We start from the raw sequence: 15,887 nt of genomic DNA, 5'->3' as shown, positions 1-15,887 counted from the left end.
ACGGCCACGTGGGGCCCTTGTAGCCGGCGCTGCTCGTCGAAGTGGCTGATGGCCTTGTGAAGGAGAGAACGAAGAAGACGGCGAGCGACAGGACCGCGCTCCAAAACCCGAAGCGTGCGGCTATTCGCTGTCCGCGTCTCAGTTTCGGATATCGCTCGCGTGTATCGATGGCGGGAAGCGGCGGAAGAAGTTCGCGAGGTGTGCCTAGCCGGATCGCATCTTCAATTCGTCTTGCGCGTGCGACCGCTGCCGCTTTCCAAAGGCAGACGAGTGCGAGGAGCCAGGCCGTCAGCCAGAGAAAAAGCGAAGCCCACGTATTGTAGGAAATGAAGATCGCGGCAGTCGAACAGATGCAGGCGGCTTGTAGATGGCGGCCTCGACCGAAAAGGCTTATGACACCGCCACAATTCCGAAGAGGATTGGAACGTTCCCGCCATGCATCAGAGACGACCTGTTCGAGGCTTCCAGACTGGATATCTGAAGCTCGCGTGGTCCGCAACTTATGGTGATAAGCAATGGCGACTTCTCCTCGGATTGGCGATTGTCGACTTAGCTCGCGTTGAGACGTTCGTGCGGGCGAGGGCTAAAGCGTTGAGCGGGCGCACGACGGCCCCTCGCTCCAAGGCCCCGACATGACAACACCCGCGACGGACGGCTCCGCGCGGGTGTGTGACGAACTCTCGATGATGCCAGTATGCCGGTGTTTTGCCCGACGAGTCAAAGGGGCGCGCGCTTGGCCCGGTAGCGTCGTATCGCCGGTCGAAAGAGCGTAATGATTTCAATGCCCCCGCTACTGTGCATGGGGTTGTTTTCGCACTTTTTGTTTGGCACCGCCGAAACGGCTGCGCTCACCGCCGGCCGCGCGGCGCTTCCGCCTTGGCCGGCTGCTCGGTCTGCGGGCCGCAGGTCGCGGCCTGAAGCGTCGCCTGCGCCTGCGGCATCAGGCCGGGCTCGGCGGCGAGCGCCTTCATCACGATCAGGCCGGTGGTGCTGGGGGAGTCGATGATCAGGCGGTCGGCGGCGGTGACCTCCTCGTCCTCCGGCAGCTCGTTGTGCTGGGCTTCCGTCATGAGGTCGAGCTCGATCACCTTCCGGCCCGCCGAGCGGTCGTTGATGGCGTAATAGGCGATCTCGTTGCGGGTGTAGAACGACACCGAGGTGTAGGCCTGGCTCACCGGCACTGTCAGCTTGATCGGGCCGCCCGAGAGGTCGTAGCGGCAGATCGCGAGCGCAAAGGCCGGGTCCATGAACGGCATCGGCGAGGTCTGCGGATCGGCGAGGGGCAGCTGCGTCACGCCGTTGAGCTTGGTCATCGGCGTCAGCCGCGAATAGGCGTCCTGCGTCGCGATCCGCGGCAGCGCCAGCACGCTGACGAGATGGACCACGAGGCCCAGCAGCACGCCGGCAACGATGGTGAAGGCGAGGCGGATCATGAGCAGCCCACCGTCGAGATCGTGGGCATCGGCGCATCGCGCTGGGTGCGCGTGGCGACGCCGACGGGGGTGTCGTAGAGGCGCAGCATCAGGGCGTAGCGCTCGATGCCGCCGGTCGGCAGCCAGTTGCCGGCGCGCGAGCGCGAGGCGATGCGGATCTCGAACGTGCCGTCGGACGAGCGCACGATCTCCTGGCTGGTGAAGCCGTAGCGGGCAAGCGAGTTGGCGACGAGGTGACCCTTGCGGTCGTACAGCGTCAGCGTCCAGAACCGCGCCGGCGGCGTCACGCCTGACACGACGACGTCGCAGCGGCCGTCGAGCGCCTTCTTCTTGTCATCAGTGGTCGCGGTGAAGGCGACGCCGTCGCCGGTGCCGATCGGCAGCTCGCCGTTGCGCACGATGGTGGCGCGCGAATAGGGATCGACGTCGGCGGTGCCGGTGCGCGGCCGCGCGGTCCAGGCGCCGATGGTCAGCGCGCCGATCTCGGTGCCGCGCGTCGTCGTCATCCAGGTGGCGCCGACGCCGACCACGGTCGCGAGCAGAAGGGCCGTCAATGTGATCAGGATCAGCCGCACGGGTTTCGATCAGTTCTTGCGCGGGGCGGATGCGTTCGCATTCTCTTCCGCATAGTTCTGCGGGAAGGCGAGTGCACTCGATGCCGAGGATGGCTTGGCCGGCTTGCTGTCGTCGGCCGTCGATTTGTTTGCGGTCCTGGCGGCGTCATCGAGCAGCTTCTCGACCCGCACCAGGATATCGGCGCCGCGCTTGGTCAGTACGGGCGGCGGACCGGGCTTGGTCTCCAGCACCTTCGGCGCCGCGCTGGCCTGCGCGTTCGCGTCCTTCGGCTGCGGCGGCAGCTTCTGCCCCATGCCGATGCCGGGGATCTCCCGGACCTCGACGCCTTGATGCGCGGCGACCATGATGTCGTGCCAGGTCTGCGCCGGCAGCGAGCCGCCGGTCATGCGGTTGGTCGGCGAGTAGTCGTCGTTGCCGTACCAGACCGCGCAGGTGAAATTGCCGGTGTAGCCGACGAACCAGGCGTCGCGATACGCGTTGGTCGTGCCGGTCTTGCCCGCGGTCGGAATGCCGTCGAGGGCTGCGCGGCGCGCGGTGCCCTCGCTGACGACGTGGCTCATCATGCCCGCCATGTCGGCGGCGATGTTCGGCGGAATGGCCTGCTTCGGCTTGGGCCCGTCGCGGTCCCAGCGCCAGACCAGGTCGCCGGCGCCGGTGCGCACCTCCAGCACCGAATGCGGCGTCACCGACTTGCCGCGGTTCGGGAACGTCGCATAGGCGACGGCGTGCTCGAGCACGGTGACTTCGTCGGAGCCGATCGGCAGCGACGGCGTGTCGGGCAGCGGCGCCTTGAGGCCGAAGCGGCGCGCGACCTCGACGATCTTGGCGCGGCCGATCTTGGCCGGATTCGGCGCCTTCGGCTGTTCCTTCTGGCCGATCGCGATCGACAGCTTCACCGGCACGACGTTGATCGAGCGTGTGATCGCCTGCGTCAGCGTCACCGATCCGGAATAGGAATGACCATAGTTCTGCGGGCACCAATTGCCGATGCAGACCGGGCCGTCGACCACGATCGAGTTCGGCGTGAAGCCGTTGAGGAGGGCCGTGGTGTAGACGTAAGGCTTGAACGAGGAGCCGGGCTGGCGATAGGCGTCGGTGGCGCGGTTGAACTGGCTGGCGCCGTAGTCGCGGCCGCCGACCATGGCGCGGATGCCGCCGTCGAGATCGGCGACGACGGTCGCCGCCTGCGTTGCGTGATAATCGCGGCCGAACTGGCGCAGCTGGTTCTCGATGGCGTCTTCGGCCGCCTTCTGCACGTTGGCGTCGATGGCGAGGCGTACCACGAAGACGCGCTCGACGTAGGATTTCGGGAAGGTATCGACCAGCTTGCGCATCTCGTCGAAGGCGTAGTCGAGATAGTAGTTCGGCGAAGCCTCGTCGCGGCGGTCGACGGCAAAGGCCGGGTTGCGGCGGGCGCCGAACACCTGGCCCTCGGTCATGAAGCCGGCATCGACGAGGTTGTCGAGCACGACGTTGGCTCGCGCGCGGGCGGCGGGCAGGTTGATGTGGGGTGCGTACTTCGTCGGCGCCTTGAACAGGCCGGCGAGCATCGCCGCTTCCGAAAGCGTCACGTCGCGCGCGGACTTGTTGAAGTAGAAGTGGGCCGCGCCGTCGACGCCGAAGGTGCCGCCGCCCATATAGGCGCGGTCGAGATAGAGCTTGAGGATCTCGTTCTTGGTCAGGCGCCATTCCAGCCAGATCGCGAGGAAGGCCTCGTTGACCTTGCGCTCGATGGTTCGCTCGTTGCTCAGGAACAGGTTCTTGGCGAGCTGCTGGGTGATCGAGGAGCCGCCCTGGCGGACGCCGCCGGCTTGCGCGTTGGTGACGAGCGCGCGCGCGGTGCCGGCGATGTCGATGCCGAAATGCTCGTAGAAGCGGCGGTCTTCGGTCGCCAGCGTCGCCTTGATGAGGACGTCCGGAAAGTCTTCCAGCGGGATCGAGTCGTTGTGCTTGATGCCGCGGCTGCCGATCGGGTTGCCGTAGCGGTCGAGGAAGCTCACCGCGAGATCGGACTTCTTCAGCCAGTCCTCGTCCGCGGTCTCGCGGAAGGCGGGGATGGCGAGCGTGAGCATCACGACGAGGCCGCCGAGCCCGAGGGTCGCGGCCTCCGACAGCGGCTCGATGAACACCCAGCGCTTCCACCGCCCGACATAGAAGCGGTCCATGAAGGTCGAGTAGCGCTCGTAGAGCTCGCGGATGCCCTTGGCCGAGGAGAACAGGGAGGAGTCGATGCGCGCATCGAGGTCCAGGAAGAAATTCCGGACCTTCTGCTTCCAATGCGGTGGTATGATCTGGCGCACCTAGAACCCTTGAGGCTTGGTTCGAAAGCGTTCAAGCACCCGGCCGGGGGCGGCATCGAGACGTCTTGAGGGAATGTTGCGGCAAACCCAAGGCGCCCGGTTCGCGTCCTCTGGGGACTTGCTGTTCCTTCTAGCCGAGCAGGGCCCATAAACCAATGGTCAGGCTCGCGATTTTGAACAACAGGCCTAATTGACCCCGGTTCATTACGGGCCTCGAAGGGCGTCTGCTTGCACCCTCACGTCCGCCCGCCCTAGATGGCGTTAGCCGTAGCTCTTTCGAATCTTGTTGAGGCGCATGACCGCAGCTCCCAAACGACCTTCCGGCCAGGAAGGATTCTTCTGGAAAACCAAGACGTTGGAACAGATGTCTGGGGAGGAATGGGAAAGCCTGTGCGACGGCTGCGGCCGCTGCTGCCTGAACAAGCTGGAGGACGAGGACACCGGCCAGATCTATTTCACCCATATCGGCTGCAAGCTGCTCGATGGTGCCAGCTGCGCCTGTAAGGACTACCCGAATCGTTCCGACAAGGTTCCGGACTGCGTCCGCCTGACCCCGGCCAATGTCCGCACCCTGAACTGGCTGCCGCCAAGCTGCGGCTACAAGCTCGTCGCCGAGGGACGCGACCTCTATTGGTGGCACCCGCTGGTGTCAGGCGATCCCAACACCGTTCATGAAGCCGGTGTCTCCGTGCGCGGCCGGGTCGAGGGCAGCGAGGAGGATGTCCCGGACGAGGAGCTCGAGGATCACATCGTGCAATGGCCGGCCGTGCTGCCGAAGCGGGCCCGCCTGAAGCGACGCCCGAAGGACTGATCCGCCGCAGGCCTCATCACATGTTCGGGATGACCCTGCGATGGGATGCACCCATGCGCCGCGGTGCCTGCCTGAGAAGAACCTTCCTCTCTACATTGGCTGCATAGAACGAATCCTTCGCGGCGTTTGCGCCGCCTCATGCGTCCGATCGAGATGAACAAGTTCGACCGGCAGAGCAGTTCTGCCGACATCCAGGCATTGCCCGACGACATCGCCGAGGAGCTCTCCCGACTTCCGAGCGAGGTCATCAGCGTCGATGACGCACCCTCGCTCGCGCCACCGGCGCCACTGGGGCAGGACGAGGTCCGCACCATCGTCATCAGCCTGATGCTGACGATGTTCCTGGCCGCCCTCGACCAGACCATCGTCGCGACCGCGCTGCCGACCATCGGACGCCAGTTCCAGGACGTCTCGAACCTGTCCTGGGTGATCACGGCCTACCTGCTTGCCTCGACCGCGGTCGCGCCGGTGTTCGGCACGCTCAGCGACATCTACGGCCGCAAGGCCATGATCATCACCTCGCTGAGCCTGTTCGTGACCGGCTCGATCCTGTGCGCGATCGCGCCCAACATGCCGATGCTGATCCTCGCGCGCGGCCTCCAGGGGCTCGGCGGCGGCGGCATCATGCCCGTCGTGCAGACCGTGATCTCCGACGTCGTGAGCCCGCGCGAGCGTGGGCAGTACCAGGCCTATTTCTCCAGCGTCTGGATGGTCGGCGGCATTTTGGGTCCGGTCATCGGCGGCGTGTTTGCCGAGCACCTGCACTGGTCGATGATCTTCTGGATCAACCTTCCGCTCACGGCCGCCGCACTCGCGCTGCTGCTGCCGAAGATGAAGAAGATCCCGGTGTTCCACCACAAGCGCAAGGTCGACTGGCTCGGCGGCGTGCTGCTGATGGCGTCCGCCGTGGTCTTCATGCTGGTGCTGACCTGGGGCGGCACGCGCGATCCCTGGCTGTCGCCGACCGTGCTCGCGATGGTGGGCGGCGCCGTCGCGCTCGCCGTCACTTTCGTCTGGCATGCGCGCCGTGCGGACGAGCCGTTCCTGCCGCTGCCGCTGCTCGGTGGATCGGTCGTGCCGTTCGGCCTGATGGCAGGTGGCTGTGCGCTCGGCGCGATCACGGGGCTCACCGTGCAACTGCCGCTCTATTACGAGTCGGTCTACCATCTCAGCGCCAGCGAGGCGGGGCTTGCGCTGATTCCGCTCGCGGCGGTCTCGACCTGCGGTGCGGCGATCGCCGGCCGCACCATGGCGCGCGCCAAGCACTACAAGCGCGTCGCCATCGTCGGCACGTCCTGGGCTGCGCTGTGCGGCCTCGGCCTCACGCTCACCACCTTGCCGCTCTGGGGCCTGCTGACGCTGATGGCCGCGTTCGCGCTCGGCCTCGGCACGACCTTTCCGGTCTGCGTGGTCTCGGTGCAGAATTCGGTCCCGCGTCCGCAAGTCGGCACGATCACCGGCGCGCTGAACTTCTTCCGCTCGCTGATGTCCTCGTTCACGGTCGCGGCCTTCGCGGCGATCCTGCTGATCGCGCTCGGCGCCGACATTCCGCTCGCCGGCGAACATCATGTCGCGGGCAGCATCCCAGCGATCCCCACCGAGGACATGCGGCACGCATTCCGCTACGTCTTCGGCGCCGCCACCGCGCTGATGACCGGCGCCGCGCTCTGCCTGATCATGATGGAGGAGCGACCGCTGGCCGGCCCCTCCGTCACGCAGCAGGTGGAGATGGCGGAGTAGGGGTCATCCCCCGCGGTCGGGATCGTCGTCGGCATCGCCTGCGCTAGTCTTCCGCGCCTTCGCCGCGAGCTGTTCCTTGAGCCGCGCCAGCGCATCAGCAGACCAATCACTGATATCGGTGACCGCGACCCAGGCATCGACGTAATGCTCGGGCGCGTAGACATGGCCGAAACCCATCGGCGTTCCGTTCGCGACCGCCATGTCGAGGGCGAGCTGCAGCATCGTCACGATCGGATACCATCGCAGCTCGGGCGACACGTCGGGTCCGCGCGGTGCGCTCATCCAGGCCGGGGCCTGAAAGGCATCGCGGTAGGCGAAGAAGGTGATCGCGTCGCTGGCATATTGCAGGTAGACGACGCGTATCGGGCCCCAGGGCGTATCTGGCGGAACCGTCGGCCCGTTCTGGTTCATGAAGCGCACGATGCGGCTGTCGCGGAATTCCGGGAGCCACGCCGGCGAGCCCTGGTTGCGGTTCGCGGTGACCGAGCGCCAGATGCGGCTCTCGAACGGCGGCCCGCTCCATAGCGCGCCGGCAATGGGATCGCCGATCGTCTCGAACAGCTCCGCGGATTTTTCCGAGTTCATGGCGCCGAGGCTGAGTCCGTGGAGGTACAGCTTCGGTCGCTTGTCCTTCGGCAAGCTCGTCCAGTAGCCGTAGATTTCCGCGAACAGCGCACGCGCCGCCTCGGCGCCGTATTCGGGCTGAAACAGCAGCGATAGCGGGCTGTTGAGATAGGAATATTGCATCGCCACGCTCGCGACATCGCCGTGGTGGAGATATTCGACCGTATCCATCGCGGACGGATCGATCCAGCCGGTCCCGGTCGGCGTGATCACGATCAGGATCTTGCGTTCAAAGCCGTGCTGGCGCTTGAGCTCGTCGAGCGCAAGCCTTGCACGCGCCTGCGCCGTGCCTCCGCCGGCGAGGCCCACATAGACGCGCACGGGGTCATGTGCGGCCCGGCCCGTGATGGCGCTGATGTCCGCTGCGGTCGGACCCGAGGCAATGAACCGGCGGCCCGTGCGCCCGAGCTCCGTCCATTTCACCAGCGACGCCGGACTGCCCGTGCGATCCGGCGCGGTCGGCTGCGGCCGTTCGGGCTCGTGCAGGGCGTCGAGCTCACGGAAGGACGAATCGAGTGCGCGAAATGCCGTGCTGATCAGGACGTTGCTGGCGATCGACCAGAACAGCAGACCGGCAGCCGCGATGCCAATGACGTTCGCGATCTTGCGTGGAATGATGCGCTTGGCGTGCCAGGCGAGGAAGTGCGACACGAGCGCGAACAGCCGCCCCAGCAGCAGCAATGCGGCGAACGTGACGATGGCGATGGCGCAGACCTTGAACGGATGCGCGGTTTCGACCGGCGCCATCTTCATCACAGTGCGGATCGAGTTCTGCCATTCGGCAGCGCGCCACAGATAGACGACGACGACGATCAGGCAGCCGGCCGCGACCAGCGCATTGGCACGCGAGCGCAGGCGCGTCGAGGGCTCGGGCAGCTCGAGATAATGCCACAGCCAGCGCCAAAGGTTGCCGGCGAGGTAGCCGATCGCAAAGCAGGCGCCGGCAAGGGCGCCTTGCGTGAGATAGCTTCGCGGCACCAGCGTCGGCGTCAGAGCGGCCGCGAAGAACAGCGCGCCCAGCATGAGGCCGACGCCGGACAGCGAGAGCAATTGTCGCCGAATGAGCCGGGTCAGATACATGAAAGCACCTTTTGAACGAAGCTACCGTCCGTCCTTGTCCGGGAAGCCGCTCTTCCGCGGCAGCAGAATCGTGAACTCTGTGAACTTGCCCGGTTCGGTCGCGACGTCGATCGTGCCGCCGTGCTGCTTGACCACGATATCATGGCTCATCGACAGCCCGAGGCCGGTGCCTTCGCCGGCCGGCTTGGTGGTGAAGAAGGGATTGAACATCTTCTCCTTCACCTCGTCCGGAATGCCGGTGCCGTTGTCGCGGATTCGGATCTCGATGCTGTCGCCGCGATCGCGCGTCGTGGCGGTCACCATCGGCGCGTAGCCGGCGCCGCCGTGCTCCGCCTTGCGCCTGGTCACCGCGTAAAATCCGTTCGAGATCAGGTTCAGCAGCACCCGCGTGATCTCCTGCGGAAACACTTCGGCTTGGCCGGCCGCGGGATCGAGCTCGTGCTTCAGCGTCACGTCGAACTGCGGTGTTTCGGCGCGGGCGCCGTGATAGGCGAGATTGAGGCTCTCCTCGACCAGCGCGTTGATGTCGCTCAAGCGATGCTCGCCGCCGCCCTCGCGCGAATGCAGCAGCATGTTCTTGACGATGGAATCGGCGCGTCGTCCGTGTTGCACGACCTTGTCCAGATTGTCCTTCAGAAGTCCAGTCAGCTCGTCGACTTCGCTGCGGACGTCGCCCGCGAGCGGGACAGGCGCCAGCACCTCGTTCAACTCGCTCGTCAGCTCGGCGGAGAGCGAGGCAAAATTGTTGACGAAGTTGAGCGGGTTCTTGATCTCATGCGCGATGCCGGCGGTGAGCTGGCCGAGCGAGGCCAGCTTCTCGGTCTGGATCAGCCGGTCCTGCGCAGCCCTGAGATCATCGAGCGATCTGGCGAGCTCACGCGTGCGGTCCTGCACCTCGTTGAACAGGCGCGTGTTCTCGATGGCGATGACGGCCTGGTCGGCGAAGGTCTTGAGCAAATTGATCGCCTTGTCCGGGAACTGACCGGCCACCGGCCGCGTCACGCCGATGGTGCCGATCGCAGTGCCGTCGCGCAGCATCGGGATCACGAGAATGCTGCGATAGCCTCGCGTTCGCGCCAGCACCCGCATGGCGTTGGTGAGGTCGGGCTCGTTCTGCATGTCGCCGCGGAAGGCGTACTGCCCGCTCGCCGCCACCCGGCTGTGAATGCCGGACGCCGCAAGCGGTGCCGGAAACGAGCTGAGCAGTTCCGCGTTGCCGGCCTCGTTGTCGGTGGTGAAGGCGGCCAGATGCAGCATGCCGTCGATGACGCGGGTGACAGTGGAGGAATGCCCGCCGATCAGCGCCTTGGCACTGTCGGAGATCGCCTGGAACACCGGGGTGACATCGGCCGGCGAAGCCGCGATCACCTTGAGGATGTCGGAGGTCGCGGTCTGGCGCTCCAGCGCTTCCCTTGTGGCGTTGAACAGGCTGACATTCTTGATCGCAATCACCGCCTGGTCGGCGAAGGTCTGCAATAGCCGCACATGATGTTCGGCGAACGCGCCCGTCGCCCGCCGCGTGGCGATGATGATTCCGATGGCTTCGCCCTCGCTCATCAGCGGCGCGAACAGCATGCTGCGATAGCCGCGGGCGCGCGCGATGTCGCGCGCGGCCGGCTCGAGCTCGGTGTCGGGCAATTGCGCCGCGGCCCCGTTGGCCACCAGCCGGTAGGGCGGGAACTGCGCGAACGGCACGGGGAACGAGGCCTGGAGCACGCGATCACCGGCCGGATCGGTCGGCGTGAACGCCGCAAGATGCGCGGCACCGTCGACATAGCGCAGGACGGCCGTGGAGAAGCCGCCGATCAGCCGGTTGGCATTGGCGGCGATCGCGTCGAACACCGGCTGGACGTCGGAGGGCGAGGCGGCCATCACCTTCAGAATATCGGCGGTCGCGGTCTGGCGCTCGAGCGCCTCGCGCGTCTGGTTGAACAGCCGCGCATTCTCGATCGCGATCACGGCCTGATCGGCAAAGGTCTGGAGCAGCTGCACGAGATCGGTCGCGAATGCGCCCGGCTCGGCGCGCGTGACGCTGATCATGCCGACCGGCGTGCCCCGGTTCATCAGGGGCATGAACAGCACGCTGCGGAAGCCGCGCAGCCGCGCAAGATTCCTGTTCAGCTCCGGGACATCGTCAGCCTCGCTGTCAGGAAACTGGATCGTCTCGCCATTGCGAACCAGGGCGAAGGTTGGAAAGTCCGCGATCTTGCGCGGGAACGATCCCTTGAGCCCCTCGTCGGCTTCAGGACTGGTCGGCGTGTACGCCACGAGATGCAATTCGTCGCCGATGAACTGCAGCACGGTGGCGGAGAAGCCGCCGAGCAGGCGCTTCGAGCTGGACGCGATCGCCGCGAAGACCGGCCGGGCATCCGATGGTGAGGCCGCGATGGTGCGCAGGATCTCCGCGCTGGCATTCTCACGATCGCGCGCAATCGCGAGTGCGCTGCGTAGCCGCGCGTTCTCGGCCCCAAGCTCATCGGCGACTTCATTGGAAGGGTTGGTCATTCGCAATCCGGCTTGATGCCACGACATGCGTGGCATCAGGTCGAATTATCACATCTCCTGCGGCCGGAGCCAGTGCTCGCGGCTGAAACCCGGTTCGCCTCACGTGCCCGGCCGCGACACCTCGGTCTCCTTGCTGGTGATGAACTCCAAAAGCACCGGCACGCCTTCCCGTGTCTTCTGAATGCCGCGCTTGATCGCGGGCACGATGTCCTCCGGCCTGGTCACCCGCTCGCCATAGCCGCCGAAGGCGCGCGCCATCGCGGCATAGTCGCCGGAAATGTCGGTCGAGCGATATTTCTCGGTCGAGACCGGCATCACCTTCAGCTCGATCGCCATCGAGAAATTGTTGAGCAGGACCGACATGATCGGGATGCGCTCGCGCACGGCGGTTTCGAAATCCATGCCGGTGAAGCCGATCGCCGCATCGCCCCAGACATTGATGCAGAGCTTGTCGGGCTTTGCCAGCTTTGCGCCCATCGCGAGCCCGAGGCCGTAGCCGAGCTGCGTCGTCTTGCCCCAGCCGAGATAGGTGAGGGGCTCGACCGCCTTCCAGAACGGCGAGAGCTGGTCGCGTGGGCTGCCGGCATCGTGTGTGATGATGGTGTTCTTGACGTCGACGGTGTGCTGCAAGTCCCACAGCACGCGATAAGGGCTCAAGGGTGCATCGTTGCTGGTGAGTTTTGGCATCCATTTCGCCAGCCACTCCTTGTGCGAGGCCGCGATCTCGGCCGCGACCGCCGAGGCGTCGCGATCCCTGGTGACGGTCTTGCCGATCTCCTCCAGCAAGGCATCGAGCACGAGGCCGGCATCGCCGACGAGGCCGATGCTGGCTTCGACATCCTTGTTGAGATGGTTCGGATCGAGCGTCGAATGGATGATGGTCTTGCCCTTGGGCATCGCGATGCCGAAATTCGTTTCGGTGAAGGAGCAGCCGATACCGAAGATGACGTCGGCCTCGGCGAGGAATTTCGGGACTGCGCGCGGCACCGCGAGCCCGCCGGAGCCGAGCGAGAGCGGATGCGTTTCCGGAAACGCCGATTTGCCCCCGAGGCTGGTGGTGACGGGGATAGCGAGACGCTCCGCGAGCCGCTTCAGCTGCGGCCAGGCCTGCGCGTAGTGCACGCCCTGGCCCGCATAGATGACCGGCCGCTTCGCGTTGACGAGAAGGCTGGCGGCTTCCTTCACGTGGACGGGATCGGCGCCGTAGCGGGTGCGCAGCACCGGCGTGTAGTTCAGCGGCTCCGGCACCTCCTCGTTCCACATGTCCGAGGGGATCTCGACGATCACGGGCCCGCCGCGGCCGTTCTTCAGCTTGGTGAAGGCGCGGCGGAAGATGTTGGCGACCTCTGCGGCGAGGATGATCGGCTCCGATGATTTCGCGAACGGCTTCATCGCTTCGCTGGAATTGAAGTTCGGCTCGATATGCGCGAGCCGGCGCTGATAGCCCATCGGCAGCACCAGCACGGGCACGGATTCGCCGAAGCACTGGGCGACGCCGCCCATCGCATTCTCGGCCCCAGGTCCATGCTGCATGCAGAATGCGCCGATGCTCCGTCCCGAGGTCACCCGCGAGATTGCATCCGCCATGTGGATGCCGACGCGCTCCTGCCGCACCATGACGGGACGGATCTCGGCCTTGGCCGCATGCTCGATTAGGTGATTGACCGGATAGCCGCAGAGGATCTCGATCCCCTCGCGCCTCATGATTTCCGCAATCGCAGTGCCGAGCTTCATGGCGTCTCTCTCCTCAGGCAGAGGCCGGTTGATCCGGCTGGTTGGGACGAGAGGATCAGGAAATCGGAGAGGCGTAAAGCGCGCGCGGTGGGCGCGGCGGTAGGCCAGCTATGCACCGCGGGCGTGCATCGGCTCCGGCTGGCGATAACGGCCGCAGCCATTCGCAGTTGGCTGCCTGCGCTGCAGCAGGCGCTCGGCCGCAACGAGATCCGGCGTTTCGAAGCCCTCGGTGAACGCGTCATAAATCGGGGCGAGCAGTCGGATGGCCTTCGCCCTGCGGCCGGTCGCGATCCAGTGTGCCGCGAGATCGGCGGCGATCCGCAGCTGGAATGTCATCGCGCCTATGGCGCGCGCTTCGGTAAGTGCCTGCTGGAGTCGCTGCTCGGCGCGCAGCGGCTCGCCGGCGTGGAGAAGGACCGCTGCCTCGACCCGCTGCAGTTCCGACCGGCACCAGCGCTCACCCTGACGTTCCTGATGGTCGATCGCACGCGTGATGGCTTCGCGCGCATCTGCGATCCGCCCCTGCCGCAGATAGGCGCGGGCGAGGACCGCGAGATAGCTGCCGATCCGCATCAGGAAGCGACATTCGATCAGTTCGTCGATTGCGGCTCGAATATCCTGAACCGCACGGGGATCGCCACGTAGCTCGCGAAGGCAGGCGGAGAAATAGCGCTCGACCGGAACCCAGCGCGAGATGCGCTCGCGTTCCAGGTTGCGACGCAGCCGCATCGTATAGCTTTCGAGCGCGTCCAGATTGCCGGTTTCGAGCGCGACGGGAAGTGCGGCAAGCCCCAGTGCGTTCGACTGCGATACCCAATGGCCGCCGCGGTCCGCGGCGTCGACCGCGTCGCGGGCGAGCCTTGCCGCGTGGTCGGCCTGCCCTTGCATCCACGCCACGAAGGGCAGGTTGAAGCGGACGGTGATGAACCGGTAGACCTCATTCGCATCCTTGCGCGAACGGCCCTCGGCCAGCGAATAGGTCGCCGCGAGGCGATCCAGAACCGGGCGGCTCTTGCTCAACTCGCCGGCAAAGGCGTGGGCCCAGGCCAGTGCCCGATCGGCTTCGGACGTCGCCGTCAGGTCGCGGCCGCGGTCGCGGTCGGCGAGCGCGGTGGCCTCCTCGAGATAGGTTATGGCGCGCGGGACCTGACCGATCTGCAACAGGTAAAAGGCAAAACCCACCAGCGCTCGCTGCTGATACTCGATACTGCCGGCGCGCCTTGCAAAGGCGATCGCATCGAGCCAGGCAACCTCGTTCTCGTTCGACATCTTGCGGGCGTAGAACAGGCTCCAGCCAAGGGCGCAGGCGAGCTTTGCCTTCGACAGATCGTCGCACGCGACGGTCTTGGCCAAGGCAAGCGCATCTTCCAATCTTGCCTGCGCTTCCGACAGGATGGAGGTTTCCGACCACAAGGTGATCGCCGCAACCGCGAGCCTGATGCCGAGGACAGCATCGCCGTCCTCGCCGAAGGCCCACGACAGCGCAGCTCTCAGATCGGCGATGCGGCCGAGGTAGCGCTGGGTCCAATCGGCCGGCTCGCGCCAGTTCCACTCCTCCTCGGACTGCTCGAACAGCGCAAGCACGCGCTGCGCATGGTGACGCAGCGCCTGGCCGCAGGCGGGATCGGCCTGGCGCCGCTCGGCCGCATAGCGGCGTGTGCTGTCGAGCAGCCGGTAGCGAAGGTGCGCTCCCCGGGCCTGCGCACTCAGGAGCGATTTGGCGACGAGGCTGCCGAGGCCGGTGACGACGTCGATCGGCGTGAGCCCGGCCGCTTCTGCGACGAAAACCGCATCGTCGGCGTCAAAGGCGTCGCTGAACACCGACAGCAGGCCGAACAGTCTGGCCTCCTTCTGCGACAGCAGCCGGAAGCTCCAGTCGATCGTCGCCATCAGGGTCTCGTGGCGCGGCGGCGCGCTCTCGGCGCTGGGCGCGCGAAAGCCCAGGTTCTGGTCGAGCAGCGTCACCAATTCCCGAGGATTGAACCTGCCGATCTGGGCTGCTGCCAGCTCGATGGCCAGCGGAAGGCCGTCAAGCGACTGGCAGATCGAGGCGACCGCCTCGCAATCGTCATCGACGAACTGGTAGTCCGACCATTCGGCGGCGCGGCGGACGAACAGCTGCACCGCTGGAAATGTCACGGCCTGATCGACCGACAGGTCGAGGCCAGACTTCGGCGAGGCCAGCGAGCCAAGCCGTACGACGTGCTCGGTGGCGGTGCCGAGCGCTTCGCGGCTCGTCGCCAGCAATCTGGACGGCGATGTGTCCATCAGGAACTTGCCGGCGAAGATCGTGGCGGCGGGCAGCACATGCTCGCAATTGTCGAGGATGAGCAGCATCTGCCGCGGCCTCAGATAGTCGAGGGCGGCAGCCAGACCGTTGTCCGTATTGCCTCTGATGCCCAGTGCCGTCACCAGCGCTGTGCCGAACAGCGTCGGATCGGAGATCGTCGCGAGATCGACGAAGCAGACGCCGTCGCGGCACCGCGGCGCAAACGCCTGGGCGACAGCCACGGCAACTGTCGTCTTGCCGATGCCTCCCGCGCCGGCCAGGGTCACGTGCCTGTTGTCGGCCAGCAGATCGGCGATTTCGACGATTTCCGCTTCGCGACCAACGATGCCGCGTGGCAATGGCGGATTGGACAGGGGGAGCGGATCGGCGAGCGCAAGATCGTCCTCGACCTCGCCGATGCTGATTTGGACGTCCGCGATGAACTTGTACCCGCGGCGCGCCACGGTCGCGATGTAGACGGGCTCGATCTGGGTATCCCCCAGCGAGCGCCGCAGGCTCCACATGCTGACCTTGAGATTGCTGTCGTGGAGGAAGGTGCCCGGCCAGGCCGCCGCCATCAGCTCATTCTTGCTGACCAGATCGCCGCAGCGCTGCACCAGCACCTGCAGGAGCTCGAATGCGCGTCCGCCCAGTTTGACGGGACACCCGTCGAGAAGAAGCAACTGGCGGCGGGGAACCAGTCGAAATGGGCCGAAGCAGTATGTGAGTTCCTGCCGGTGTGTGCCCCGTTGTTGTGTCTCCGTGGCAGCCCGCATTGACCATTGCCAATCGATCGAGAAGATCGCTTGCAATTA

Annotated in this window: 9 protein-coding genes; 2 read left to right on the top strand and 7 right to left on the bottom strand. The window is 65.9% G+C overall.

Translation table 11 applies throughout. The features are described from left to right. Positions 1–848 precede the first annotated feature (848 nt). Genes N2603_RS30405 through N2603_RS30395 form a run of 3 tightly spaced genes read right to left on the bottom strand, consistent with a single transcriptional unit; the run spans position 849 to position 4,309 of the window. Positions 849–1,433: a DUF1254 domain-containing protein gene (locus N2603_RS30405; RefSeq protein ID WP_260385023.1), complete on the bottom strand. Its 585-nt coding sequence runs from the start codon at positions 1,431–1,433 to the stop codon at positions 849–851. Beyond that, positions 1,430–2,008 carry a DUF1214 domain-containing protein gene (locus tag N2603_RS30400; protein ID WP_260385022.1) on the bottom strand — a complete coding sequence of 193 codons (579 nt, stop codon included), beginning with the start codon at positions 2,006–2,008 and terminating at the stop codon, positions 1,430–1,432. The genes N2603_RS30405 and N2603_RS30400 overlap by 4 nt, the downstream gene beginning before the upstream one ends. A gap of 9 nt (positions 2,009–2,017) precedes the next feature. Beyond that, on the bottom strand, positions 2,018–4,309 hold the full coding sequence (locus N2603_RS30395; protein WP_018647811.1) for a transglycosylase domain-containing protein: 2,292 nt from the start codon (positions 4,307–4,309) through the stop codon (positions 2,018–2,020). 295 nt (positions 4,310–4,604) lie between these two features. Here N2603_RS30395 and N2603_RS30390 point away from each other — a divergent pair, with 295 nt between their 5' ends. Continuing rightward, a complete protein-coding gene (locus N2603_RS30390) occupies positions 4,605–5,120 on the top strand; it encodes a YcgN family cysteine cluster protein (protein WP_260385021.1) in 516 nt (171 codons plus the stop codon). Positions 5,121–5,273: 153 nt separating this feature from the next. After that, positions 5,274–6,860: an MDR family MFS transporter gene (locus N2603_RS30385; RefSeq protein WP_260424296.1), complete on the top strand. Its 1,587-nt coding sequence runs from the start codon at positions 5,274–5,276 to the stop codon at positions 6,858–6,860. 3 nt (positions 6,861–6,863) lie between these two features. On the opposite strand, the gene N2603_RS30380 is transcribed toward N2603_RS30385, so the two are convergent. From N2603_RS30380 to N2603_RS30365, 4 genes are all read right to left on the bottom strand, one after another. Next, positions 6,864–8,564, bottom strand: coding sequence for an alpha/beta hydrolase (locus N2603_RS30380; RefSeq protein WP_260385020.1), 1,701 nt, complete (start codon positions 8,562–8,564; stop codon positions 6,864–6,866). A gap of 21 nt (positions 8,565–8,585) precedes the next feature. Beyond that, positions 8,586–11,069, bottom strand: a complete 2,484-nt coding sequence (locus N2603_RS30375) for a GAF domain-containing sensor histidine kinase (RefSeq protein ID WP_260385019.1) — start codon at positions 11,067–11,069, stop codon at positions 8,586–8,588. Between the two features lie 99 nt (positions 11,070–11,168). Beyond that, positions 11,169–12,803, bottom strand: coding sequence for a thiamine pyrophosphate-requiring protein (locus tag N2603_RS30370; RefSeq protein ID WP_260385018.1), 1,635 nt, complete (start codon positions 12,801–12,803; stop codon positions 11,169–11,171). 108 nt (positions 12,804–12,911) lie between these two features. Continuing rightward, positions 12,912–15,755 (bottom strand): ATP-binding protein, encoded by a 2,844-nt coding sequence (locus tag N2603_RS30365; RefSeq protein ID WP_260385017.1) that lies wholly within the window; start codon positions 15,753–15,755, stop codon positions 12,912–12,914. Positions 15,756–15,887 lie beyond the last annotated feature (132 nt).

The organism is Bradyrhizobium huanghuaihaiense, assembly GCF_025200885.1.
In the GTDB taxonomy this organism is placed as follows: domain Bacteria; phylum Pseudomonadota; class Alphaproteobacteria; order Rhizobiales; family Xanthobacteraceae; genus Bradyrhizobium; species Bradyrhizobium huanghuaihaiense.
Note: the sequence above shows the minus strand (reverse complement) of the source record. Positions and strands in the feature narration are given on the sequence as shown.